Origin of the sequence: Clostridium sp. JS66, assembly GCF_033561535.1 — a bacterium.
Lineage (GTDB): Bacteria > Bacillota > Clostridia > Clostridiales > Clostridiaceae > Clostridium_AM > Clostridium_AM carboxidivorans.
In genome coordinates, this window is sequence record NZ_CP131467.1 from 3,239,931 (window position 1) to 3,252,735 (window position 12,805).

The following is a 12,805-nucleotide window of genomic DNA, read 5'->3' on the forward strand; positions in this document are numbered from 1 at the left end:
ACATTTCTATACTACATACTAAACAATTCAACTATATCTTCTTCTGTTAAACTTAAAAATTTCTTTCCATTAAAGGACTCATCTTCTATAAGAGATCCTATAAGTTTTTTCTTTTCTTCTTGCAAGGATATAATTTTTTCTTCAATGGTGCCTTTAGCTACTATCTTTATAACCTCTACTACCTTCTTCTGGCCTATTCTGTGAGCTCTATCTGTAGCCTGTTCTTCTACTGCTGGATTCCACCAAGGATCAAAATGAATTACTACATCAGCAGACGTTAAATTTAATCCTGTTCCCCCTGCCTTTAAGCTTATTAAAAATACTGAATTTTCACCTTGATTAAAATCATTTACTAAATTTATTCTCTTTTCTGAAGGTATGGAGCCATCTAAATAACTAAAACGTATATCCTCTTTATTAATTCTTCTTCCAATGTTTTTGAGAACAGATGTGAATTGTGAAAACACAAGTATTCTATGCCCCTGCCCTATACTTTTACTTAAAAGCTCTACTAGTGTTTCTATTTTGGCACTTTCGCCATTATAATCTTTTATTATTACTCTAGGGTCTAAGCACAACTGTCTTAGTTTCGTTATATAGGCTAATATCTCTATTTTACTATTTTGGAATTCAAAATCCTTTACCTTTTTCTTAATAAGTTCCATAGCATAATTAGCATAAGTCTTATATATCTTTTTCTGCTCATCATTCAGTGTTACAAATAATCTTTTTTCAATCTTAGAAGGTAGTTCTTTTATAACTTCACTCTTTCTTCTTCTAAGTATGAAAGGTTTTATAAGTTTATTCAATTCCTCTATAACTTCTGGGGCTTCATTAAGCCTTTTGTGATATCTCACACTAAATCTTTTTTCATCATATAGATACCCTGGCATTATAAAATCAAATATAGACCACAGCTCCATAAGAGAATTTTCTATTGGAGTACCAGAAAGCGCAAATCTATTATGTGCCTTTATCTTCTTCACAGCTGTTGCATTTTGAGAATTTGAATTTTTTATGTATTGTGCTTCATCTAATATACAAAAGTCAAATTCTAATACCTCATAACTTTCTAAATCCTTCTTTAATAAATTATAGGTTGTTATAATAACATCATAGTTTTCTATATTTTTAAGAACTTCCTCTCTTTCCGACTTTATACCATATGCAGCCCCCACCTTAACAGTAGGCGCAAACTTTTCAAACTCACTTATCCAGTTATATATGAGTGATGTAGGTGCTACAATTAAAGATTTACTTTCTATATTAGATACTATAAATGCAATGGTTTGAATTGTTTTACCAAGGCCCATTTCATCTCCCAAAATGCCTCCAAAACCTAAATATTGAAGAGTTTTAAACCAATTATACCCTACCTTTTGATACTTTCTTAACTCTCCCTTTAAAGCACTTGGAATTTGAAATTTCATATTTTTTATATCATGAAACTTATCTTTTACCTCTTTTAATTGATTTTTACCCTTTATGTATCTAATTTTATTTTCTTGCATAAAGCTTTCTAAGAAAATACTCTTATTTTTAGGTATTTCTATACAATTTTCTTCTATTTCATTATAAGAAATTACATCTAAAAGTTTTAAAAATTTATTAAGCTCTAATTCCTGTAAATCAAGATATTCACCGCTTTTCAATTTATAATATTTAAGATTATCCCTAAATGCTCTTAAAATTTCATTGGTCTCTTGTGGACTTATATCCGATATTTTAAAATCCATTTGAAAATAATCGTATTTTCCTGATTTAATTTCTCCCTTTATTCCTTTTGTACCTAAATGCTTTATTCCTTTAAAGTTTTCAGAATAATATACATCACCCATTTGTTGAAGCTTTTCAACTTCGCTTTTAAAAAACTTAAACATATAATCATCATCTTTCAAAAAATAAAATTTTTCATCTATTTCTTCAAAGCCCAAGCTTCTTACAATTTGTATAACCTCATTTTCCTTTTTAGAATCCCTATATATTATTTTTTCTTTATAGTCCTGAAAAATGTTAAACTCAAATTGCCCATAATTTACTTTTACTAGTAATGTAACTTTTCCTTCTTCTTTATCAAAATAAAAATTAAAACTGCACTCATCTATTACTATCTTATCTTTTATATTTTTAGATACACTTATATTATCTGTTAAAAGTTTAAGATGAGGAATTAGTTTTCTTAGTATAATTTCCTCCTCAGTATCCTCCATTGTTATAACTTTATTTTGGCTAAATATTTGAAGATATGGACTTATCTTATAGCAAAAATCATAATCTGGAAGATATATAGTTGTTCCATATAAAAAAGCCTCATTTTTAGAATCCAAGCTTATTGGCATTCCTCCTGAGGATTTTAGTATATATTCATCTTTTATCTTCTTTAAATCAAAATCTATAGGTGGAACATCATGCAAAATTTCCGTTTCCACAGTTCTATAAAAAAATCCTTCATTTAAGTAAACTCTATGTTCCTTTATAATTTCAAAAAACTCTCTAACAAAATAATCTGGAATATTTATATATTTTCCTTCTATAAAGTTCTCCCTATTCTTAGTAACAAGATTGTTCTTTTCCTCTATATCCTTTAGTGTTTTTATAAAATCTATAAGTCTTCTATCCTTTGTAGCTAATTTTTGATTTTTTATATTAAAAGTAAAGTTCTTACTATACTTTATAGGAATATTATTGTAAATGCATAATAATAATTGATTTATATCCTTTAAAACATAAAGACTATTAGAAGACATAAAATTCAATCCTATTTTAAACTCAACTTTAAGTTTATCAGTCCATCCATTTTTATTTATATATACTTCTATTTTTACTTTTTCCTTATTTTTACTATCATCTAAAAGCATAGATAGTATATTACTTTTTCTTTTGAATACAATTTCTTTATCGGATGCATTTTCATCTAAAATAGAATACTCCGCTAACCTAGGTAAAGCCTTATAAAATGTTGCCACCAAATGTTTGCAACAATAATTTTTCTTTTTTAACTCATTTTTTTCATAATCAAGACAACTGCAATAAGTAGAAAAAATGCTTTTTTTCTCTGTGTCTATTTCAATTTTCGTATTATATTCATTAAAAAGATTTTCTGAAATTACATTACCATCTATATGAATTAAATTATCTGAATCTGTAATATCTATAGAAGAAACTAAATCATTACTTAAAACTCTCTGACCTTTGCTGTAGTTATTACCACTAGTTTCTTCATTAAATATTTGTAACAACATATCTTCTCTTAACATATTTTCTCCCTAATAACTTAAATTTTAACCCTTTTATTATATCACATGACACAAATGTTTAAAATTTATATTATTAGGGATACTTTTATCATTTTACTAACTTTTCACTTTTTCTTCTTCACTGTATTCAAAATTACATTCATTTAAAGGAACTATTTTGGTATTTTTAACTTTCTTGTATCCGAAATACAATAATATAAATACAGGAATACATACATAATTTGTTATAAAATCAAACCAACTAAATTTTTCAGCTTGAAAAATCCATATGTTAGATCCAAATATAACAATTGTACAAAATATAATAGCCATAATAGGTCCTAATGGGTACCATTTAGCCTTGTATTTTAAATCTTCCAATTTTTTACCTTGAGCAATATATGCTTTTCTAAATCTATAATGGCATATACCTATACCTAACCAGGCAAAAAATGCTGTAATACCAGAAGCATTATAAAGTATATAATATATCTTTCCATCACCAATTAATGATGCAAAAAATGCTGAACAAGCAACTATGGTTGTAATATATAATGCATTCATGGGAACCCCTCTTTTATTTACCTTCGATAAGAACTTAGGTGCTTTACCTTCCTTTGATAAAGAATAAAGCATACGTGATGCCACATAGAGTCCAGAATTTCCACAAGAAAGAACAGAAGTTAAAATTACTGCATTCATAAGGCTAGCTGCAATGGCTAATCCAGACTTTTGAAATACCATAGTAAATGGGCTGTATGCAATATTGTCAGCACCACTTTTTAAAAGATTAGGATCAGTAAAAGGAATCAAAAATCCAATTACTAAAATTGCCCCCATATAGAACAATAAAATACGCCAGAAAACAGTTTTTATTGCCTTAGGAACATTTTCTTCAGGATTTTCTGATTCTCCTGCAGCAAGTCCAACTATTTCTGTTCCTGAAAATGAAAAACCTGCAACTAAAAAAACATTGATAATTGCTAATATACCACCCACAAAAGGTCCTTTTTTACCAGAGTTATCTGTTAATACCCAATTAGAAAATCCAGGTGATTTTCCTCCTAATATACCAAATATCATGAGGACACCTACTACAAGAAATATAATTATAGTAACAACTTTAATGCTTGCAAACCAATATTCTCCCTCAGCATAAGCTCTTGCAGATAAAATGTTTAAAGCAAAAATAATTATTAAAAAAAGTACGCTCCATAAAGTAGTATTTGTATTTGGAAACCAAAACTTAACTATAAGCGAACCTGCAACTAGTTCTGCTGCAACACATATAGCCCAACAAAACCAGTAATTCCATCCAAGAGTAAATCCTAAAGCTGGATCTACAAATCTTGTAGCATAGGTTTCAAAAGAGCCTGATATAGGTAATAATGTTGCCATTTCACCTAGTGATGTCATTAAAAAATAAACTAAAATCCCCATGATTGTATATGCAACTAATGCTCCTCCTGGTCCTGCAGTACTAACTGCACTTCCACTTGCAAAAAATAAACCTGTTCCAATTGCTCCACCAATAGCAATCATATTCATATGCCTTGCTTTTAAGCTTCTCTGAAGCTGTCCTTTAGCTTTTGTTTCTACATCTTTTGTTTCCAAATTAGTGTTCATAATAGCCCCCCAATCATTTTTAGCTTTTATAATGAAGCTTGTCTTAAAATTCTATACTTATTTTTATTACAATTACTTTCCTATTGGACATGAATATTCACAAATTCTACAATACTTTATAGTATTTTCAGGGCCATTAGGAGTGAGTTTTGATACTTCCATAGGCTCCATATTAGCTTCATTTTCTTTCATTTCTATGTTACATAAAGTTCTATCAAAATTTCCTATTCTTCCTGGAAGTTCTCTTCTTCCAAGCTTCTCTTCAAAATATATTTTTTTTGCAAAAGCACTTTTCGCACATTTTTCCCAGCATTTTATTTCACATGAAGAGCATGGATCATAACCTGAAGGACCATCTGATGGTAAATCTAAACTCAAACCTATTGCTCTTAACCTTACATGAGAACCATATTCTGGAGTAACCAATAAATTATTTTTTCCAATGCATCCAAGTCCTGCTACAACCGAAGAATCCTTTAAAAATATTCCTCCTTTTTCTATATGATAATTAAATGAATATGTATCAATTCCTGCATCTAACATAACAGCTTTAAATTTCTTTCCAACTTCTATAATTTCCTTATTTCCTATTGTATTATTAACCCCTTCAACCCAGTAATCCATTTTAGGATCATCTACAGGATGATGATAAGCTAAAACAACTACACTTCTTATTCCTTCAGGCCATACTACCCCTGTCAAAAATGAATCATCTTTTCCTCTCATATAAGTTCCAACACCGTTATATTCAGGCATTTTAGATACAACAGTAAAAGCTGGTGCCTTTTTTAAATCTTCCACATTTGCAACTCCTGCTAATGAAGCTCCACATTTAAGTGCAATATCAACTATTTCTTTTGAAGTAAATTTTTTCATAATATCTTTTCTCCTCTCCAAATTTATTAATATAAAAAAATCTCCTTGTAGATAGAACTACAAGAAGATCAAATTTCCATATAGCTCCTCATCTTCCGGTATATAACCAGCTGGAATTAGCACCATTAAATAGTAAATATTCAGGTTGCCGGGCGTCATAGGGCCAGTCCCTCAGCCTCTCTTGATAAGAAGGTTTTTTATTTAATTGTGAACATTATAGCAATATTTGCTATTAGTTGTCAATATATTATTTTTTGAATTTTAATTCTATTTTAAATTAGTGCAAAATATCATATTTTTCTTCATGCAATAATTTGTTATAATTTATATTAAAGTATACTTAAATTAGGAGCAAAAAATGAAGAATTTTTATAAATATAATAATTATTTATTAAAACAAAATATGAAGGACAGCTCTATATATTTGTACATATATTATTTAAGGAAATTCTTAAAATGGTATGAGGAAGTTATAAAAACTCCATTTGGAGCATTAGAAAAAAATACTGTAAAAAAATATATTAACAGTATTTCCTTAAATATAAGTGAAAGTTCTATAAATAATTACATTAATTTCTTTAAGTCTTATAATAACTTTTTAATAAGTGAAGGTATTCAAGAAAAAATGGTAATAGATAATTCTCTGAGAGTGAAAATTTCAAAAGTTAAAGTTAAGAAGAGCAATTATATAGATGAAAAATACATAGAAAACTTGCTTCAACAAATTTGCTGCAATGATGGAATAAAAAATTATACAATGCTCAGTTTAATTGCATATTCTGGATTAAGATCTGCTGAGATTATAGAACTTAAATTAAAAGATTTAGATTTTGATGAAAGGGTTATGAATATAACTGGTTCTTATGAAAGAGAGGTCCCTATGAACTCTAGTATAGAAAATTCCTTAAAGTTGTATTTAAAAGAAGTATACACCATGGAAGAATATCTTTTTATAAATGAAAGAGGTACTAAATATACAACTGCTGGACTACGCTGGATATTTAGGAAAAATTGTCCTTATACTAATATTACCTTATCAACTTTAAGGGACTTTTATAAACTTAAGTTAAAAGAGCAAGGTTACATTGCTAAAGAAATAGATGAATTACTTGGATATACTACAAAATATAAGAGCTATACAGATAAAAAATTAAAAGAAATGCTCACACCTTCTGAATTTGCAAAAATATTTAGTGTAGCTCCTATTACTGTGATTAAATGGTGTGACAAAGGCTTGGTTAAGGCTTATAGAACAGATAAAGGCTTTCGAAAAATACCTTATTCTGAGGTAAGCAAATTAAAATCTCTTCGATAACCATGCAATCATCTTATAATTGAATTTTTTACATATAATTTTTCGGCTTAATATAAGCACATTGCGACACAACTTTTCAGAGTACAATTGCCCTCTGAAAAGTTGTGTCACATTATTTTTTAATTGCAAAAGTTGAGTTATCTAACAATTTGTTACTTATAGTATTGTAAGCTTTCCACTAGTTTTTTACCATTATCTACATTTAATGTAGGATCTTGAATTAACAAATTATAATTAAATCCATCTTCACTCCATGATATAGTTTTTATAGGTTCTTCCATAGACATTCCTTTTTTTCCTCTTACAGTAATATCTTTTTCACCATCAATTTTTGTATCATCATTTTCAATAGCTTTATCATCATATGGAACTATAGTTGTAAGAATTAATTGATCTGCCCCGTTTTTTTCGTAAGTTTGATTTATTTCCTTATGCTTTACTCCTGGTGCATCCATATAAGTTACACTTTTTAGCTTGTACCCAGATGTTTCTTTTAATGTTAAAATAGGTTTTCCTGCTATTTTTTCTGCTTGTTTCATATCAATTTTATTTTCTTTAAGTTCACTGTTGTTATCCATATCCTCTATTTTAACATCAGAAGGAATATTTTGAGTAAATAAACTATTATCTAACTTAGGTGAAAATTTTATCTTTGTATATTCTATACCTGTTTTCGCGTTAGAACTTTCCGATGTACACTTTATAACAAACCAGCTGCCCTCATCTATCCAATAGTTCATATCACCTAAAATGCTATTTTTCTGTTTTGGTTTAGCATAAAGATGGTAAGTTTTAAATCCATTAATATTTTCTTCTCCTTTATAAGTTAAATCATGTGTTTTTGATATGCTGTTAAGTTGTTTCATAAGTATAGATTTATAATCATTATTATTCTCTGATAAATTATTTTCTACCTTCATAGACATAGCCTTTTTACTTTTTTCCATATATACTAACACTTTATTACCATCGTTAGTAAATATAGTTTTCCCACTAATATTAGAATTTGATTCATAACGTCTTCTTATTTTATTTGATGAGTTGTCTACCCATTCCTTTATAGCAGCTGTTTCATCTAATTTATTATTCTCATATATTTCCATCCTTGCTTCACCATAATATGACTTAGGTTTCTCATAAGCACTCATAGCTTTATTTATAACCTCGCCTGGTATTATTGTATCCTTCTTTAAACTGCTGCAACCTTGAAATAAACTTGTTGTTATTAAAGCTGCTGTAAACATTGCTAATATTCTCTTCTTCACAATAAAACATCTCCTTTTAATCTCTTACTAAATTTTTTAACCTTATGCATACATTATATAAATACTTTTTCTATTTTTATTAAACTTAATAATTTCTTTATAATATTAAAATTATGAATTTCAATTAAGGGTTCTTCCCATGCCGCATGACACAAAATAAACTAACAGGTAGGCTTATCATTTTTTTATATACCTAAACTTAACTGTCTATGGGTATCCAGCATACAAACATTGTACTGTTTCCTTCTGAAAATACTTTAACTTCACCATAATGCTTTTCAATTACTAATTTAACAATGCTAAGCCCTAGTCCTACACCATTCCATAACTTTTTATTCCTAGAATCATCACTTTGGTAAAATGGCATAAATACTTTTTCCTTTTCTTTATCTATAATGCCATAACCTTGATTTTTAACTGCAATTAGTAAACCATCTTTTTTCCAGGTAATTATTTTATTTTCTGTGCCTATTTTCAACCAATCTGGCATTTCATTATCTAGTGAAACTGCACTCATACATATATCCCCCTCTACAGGCGTATATCTTAAAGCATTTGCCATCAAATTATCTACTACCCTTGTCATCTGCCTTACGTCTACCTTGTATTTACCTTGAACATTTATATCTATGGTAAGTTTTATTTTCTTTTGTGCGCAGGATTCATCATACCCTGAAAACAGCATTTCGAAGAACTCTGAACCCTCAAGTTCTACAAAATTCATTTTATACTCTGTAGTAAGAAGATTGTACATCATTAAATCATCTATCATATTTTTCATATAATCACTTTTATTCAGTATAACTAAAGCCTTATTTTTATTATCCTTTATATCTAAACTTTCACCATTAATCATAGCTTCAGCATAGGCTCTTATTGCAGTTAATGGTGTTTTTAAATCATGGGATATGGCAGATATCATATATTCCTTAGATTTTTGCTGCTGCTCAATAATCTCTCTTTTCTCTTCAATATCCTTCTTCATATCATTAAAATGGCTTATAAGCTCACCTATCTCATCACTGTATTTATAATCTACTATGTTTTTATCTCCTAAAGCGAACTTATTCATTCCTTCTACTAGAAGTTTAATGGGCCTATTAAGTTTTTTGTTTAAAAGAAGTCCTACTGATATAAAAATGCACAAAACTATAATTATAAAAAATAAAACTGTAATAACGGTTCTATAATTTATACCTTGAATAAAATCTTCCCTTGCTATAGCTATTTTATAAAACCCTACCAGTACGCTATCCTTATTGAATACAGCCATTTTTAGCGTATATGCTCTAGCTCCTGTTTGTATTTTATATAAATCTGAAAATGCAACCTCTTTTGAAATAAAACCAGCTATATTATCATCTGAAGAATATATTTCCTGACCTACAGCATTGTATAATTCTATCTTTATAGAATTGCTGTCTTTGCTAGATATAATTTTTTTATCTTTTAAAGGGTATTCAGTATATATATCAGGATTGTCCAATTGTTGCTCATATGTTTTAAATTTATTCATAGCAGATATATAATCTGAAACTTGATTATTGTTATTATAATTACCTATAATTATATATAATAACAAACCTGAAATCACTGGTGTCAGCATAACTGTTAAATGAGACAATATAAGCCACTTTTTAAGTTTCATGTACACTCCTCCCCTAAGCTATTTAATTTAATACTTTTAATGTATCTAATAATTCCTCATATATTTGTTATTTTTTATACTTATCCTCTCATAAAATCTTCAATTTCTTGCAAAATTTTATAATCTCATATGTACATTATATATGAACTCTTTGTCTATTTGTTAGACTTAATAGTTTCTTTATAAATTTTAAATAGCAAATAGATTACTTTGAAAATGCTTCTTAACAACACAAAAGGCAAGCAGCTTTTAATTTTCAAAACTCCTTACCTAATTTAAACTTAATATAAATCTTGTTTCATTATTCACCTATTTTTAATTCTTCTTTTAGGGAGTCAATATATTCCTTAGCCTCAACTAATCCACACCCCGTAGTCTCTCTATATAATCTAATTGCTTTAATGGTTTCATGCTCTGAAATAAGTTTTTTTAATTCAGTTGTTAATTCATCAAATGCTCCAACTTTTCTAGCAATCTTATTTAAAGTTGCATTCATTCTCATATTGTCATTTCTCATCTGACTTATAGCAGCTGATATCCACATTATAACCCCTACAGCTGCAATCACCAAAACAATTTTATAATTCATAATTTTACTCCTTTTAATTTTACCCTCATACTTATTTTTTCTTCAGACACTTATTTTTAATTAACTTTCTTTCAAACTTTTAACTTGTTCCATACTTAAACCAGTTTTCTCTGCTATAGTTTTATCATCTAAAACATCTTTTAATTTTTTTGCTATATCTATTCTTTCTTTCATGATACCTTGCTGTCTATATTTTTTTCTAATCTCTTCTTCCTCTTCTGATTCTTTTCTATCCTCTTCCCAAATCCTCATGGCATCTTTATCAGTACTTAAATGTTTTAGTCCTTCTTCAGTTATTTTTATTTCCATTCCTATAACTCCAAATTTACCATTGTGTTCTATTTTTCCTGTTTTAATTAATTCTTTTATTCTCCAAAATATGTATTCATCTGAAATTCTTTCTTCACTTTTGCCTAATACCTCTCCTATTGTTCTTATGGGATTTATAAATTCTTTTGGTGTGTATTTCAGTATATCTATATCAAAATAATTTTCATCTACACTTTCTAAATTTCCATTTTTAATAACACGTAATATAAAATTATCTTTTTTTAGTAATTCCCATTTATCAAGAAGTTCTCTATATTCATTTAAATTCAGATTCTTTTTAGCAGCTACATACTTTTCTATGTCTTCTGGTATAATTTCTCCAGTAGACCTAGCCTTAAATTCAATTTTTTTATGTTTAATAACTGTGTCCTTTACATTTATTAAATATATATCTAAATTTCTATCCTTCAACAGCTCTAAAGCATATAACATTCCACAAAACTCTCTACTAGAACCATACCATAAATATAAAATATCACTATGATCTGCTTTAGAAATTTCATTATGAAATGTGCTATAATTTTCTTTTAAATCATCTATATCATAATCAACAACTGGCCTTAATTGATTTTCTCTCGTAAAAGTATTATACCAGTTAGTTCTTTCCTCAATATTTATTTCATCCTTTATAGATCCCTGTGAAAGATCATCAAGAAAAAATATTATCTCTTGATTACCTTTAAGTATTTTAGTACTAATAGCATGCTTAAAACTTCCTTCTGCACTTTCTGAAAAACACATGTTAATTATCCTGTTCATGTTTATCCCCCTATGACTTTTAATTTTGTGATATTATTTATTAAAACACGCCAGTTTCTATATTATAAATTTTTAACTTGCCCTACAGTTAAGCCTGTTTTTTCTGCTATGGTTTCTGCATCTAATACATCTTTTAATCTTTGGGCTATATTCACTTTCTCTTCCAGCCTACCTTCTTCTATGTATTCATTTATCATATACTCTTCTGAATTTAAATCTTTTTTACTATTTCTCCAAATACTCATAGCCTTCTCATCAGTGCTTAGATACTTTAATCCTTCTTCTGTTATTTTTATATTCATTTTAAGGCTCTCAAATTTACCATGATAAACTTTATCATATGTGCAATCAATTTTTCCTAACTTAACTAATTCTTTTATTCTCCAGATTATATAATCAAATGAAATTTCCACATCACTGTTATCTACTACCAACCTCACAATTTTAGCTGAATTTTTAAATTCTTTTGGAACGTATTTCAGTATATCCATATCAAAATAATTTTCATCTACACTTCTTATCCTTTCATTTTTAAAAACACGTAACATTGAATTATCACTTTTTAATAATTCCCAGATATTAAGAAGTTCCCTATATTTATCTGAATCCAGTTTTTGCTTTACACTTGCATATTTCTCTATATATTGTGGTACAATGTATCCAGTATCTCTAGATAAATATACATTTCCTTTATGCTCCACAACTGTATCTGTTACATTTATTAAATATATATTTAAATCCTTATTCTTTAAAAGTTCTAAGGCATATAACATTCCACAAAACTCCTGACTAGAACCATACCATAAGTATAAAATATCGCTTCTATCTATTTTTGAAATTTCATTGTGAAATGTATTATAATTTTCTCTTAACTCATCTGCACCATACTCAAGAAAATATTCATCTCCATTAGCAATTCTCCACCAATTAATTCTCTCTTCAATATTTATTCCAACTTTTATAGGTCCATGTGAAAGATCATCAGAAAGAACTATAACCTTTTGCTTGCTATCCAGTTCATTCATCTTAATAGCAATTCTAAATTTCCCTCCTGCACCTTCTGTAAAACATATATTTATTATATTATTCACATTTATCCTCCTATCAGCTTTCTATTTTAATTTTATAATAATATCATTTATTTAAACTTATTAAAATCTT

Annotated in this window: 9 protein-coding genes and 1 riboswitch; of the genes, 1 reads left to right on the forward strand and 8 read right to left on the reverse strand. The window is 28.0% G+C overall.

All coding sequences use genetic code 11. The features are described from left to right. Positions 1-11: 11 nt before the first annotated feature. The 3 genes from Q6H37_RS15150 to Q6H37_RS15160 form a co-directional block, all read right to left on the reverse strand. On the reverse strand, positions 12-3,257 hold the full coding sequence (locus Q6H37_RS15150) for a DEAD/DEAH box helicase (RefSeq protein ID WP_318733594.1): 3,246 nt from the start codon (positions 3,255-3,257) through the stop codon (positions 12-14). A 96-nt stretch (positions 3,258-3,353) separates the two neighbouring features. After that, the gene (locus Q6H37_RS15155) at positions 3,354-4,862 is read right to left on the reverse strand and encodes an amino acid permease (RefSeq protein WP_318733597.1); all 1,509 of its coding nucleotides are present in this window, start codon (positions 4,860-4,862) and stop codon (positions 3,354-3,356) included. A gap of 72 nt (positions 4,863-4,934) precedes the next feature. Next, positions 4,935-5,738, reverse strand: coding sequence for a hypothetical protein (locus Q6H37_RS15160; RefSeq protein WP_318733599.1), 804 nt, complete (start codon positions 5,736-5,738; stop codon positions 4,935-4,937). A gap of 85 nt (positions 5,739-5,823) precedes the next feature. Next, positions 5,824-5,929, reverse strand: a riboswitch (SAM riboswitch). A 167-nt stretch (positions 5,930-6,096) separates the two neighbouring features. Between Q6H37_RS15160 and Q6H37_RS15165 the strand changes: the two genes are divergently transcribed. Beyond that, positions 6,097-7,053: a tyrosine-type recombinase/integrase gene (locus Q6H37_RS15165; RefSeq protein WP_318733601.1), complete on the forward strand. Its 957-nt coding sequence runs from the start codon at positions 6,097-6,099 to the stop codon at positions 7,051-7,053. A 152-nt stretch (positions 7,054-7,205) separates the two neighbouring features. Here Q6H37_RS15165 and Q6H37_RS15170 read toward each other — a convergent pair whose 3' ends face one another. From Q6H37_RS15170 to Q6H37_RS15190, 5 genes are all read right to left on the reverse strand, one after another. Beyond that, complete coding sequence (locus Q6H37_RS15170) at positions 7,206-8,318, reverse strand: hypothetical protein (RefSeq protein ID WP_318733603.1); 1,113 nt, start codon at positions 8,316-8,318, stop codon at positions 7,206-7,208. Between the two features lie 199 nt (positions 8,319-8,517). Continuing rightward, positions 8,518-9,966: a HAMP domain-containing sensor histidine kinase gene (locus tag Q6H37_RS15175; RefSeq protein WP_318733605.1), complete on the reverse strand. Its 1,449-nt coding sequence runs from the start codon at positions 9,964-9,966 to the stop codon at positions 8,518-8,520. A 301-nt stretch (positions 9,967-10,267) separates the two neighbouring features. Continuing rightward, positions 10,268-10,555 carry a 50S ribosomal protein L7/L12 gene (locus Q6H37_RS15180; protein WP_318733607.1) on the reverse strand — a complete coding sequence of 96 codons (288 nt, stop codon included), beginning with the start codon at positions 10,553-10,555 and terminating at the stop codon, positions 10,268-10,270. Positions 10,556-10,615: 60 nt separating this feature from the next. After that, positions 10,616-11,644: a DUF1835 domain-containing protein gene (locus Q6H37_RS15185; RefSeq protein ID WP_318733609.1), complete on the reverse strand. Its 1,029-nt coding sequence runs from the start codon at positions 11,642-11,644 to the stop codon at positions 10,616-10,618. Positions 11,645-11,706: 62 nt separating this feature from the next. After that, complete coding sequence (locus Q6H37_RS15190) at positions 11,707-12,735, reverse strand: DUF1835 domain-containing protein (RefSeq protein ID WP_318733611.1); 1,029 nt, start codon at positions 12,733-12,735, stop codon at positions 11,707-11,709. Positions 12,736-12,805 lie beyond the last annotated feature (70 nt).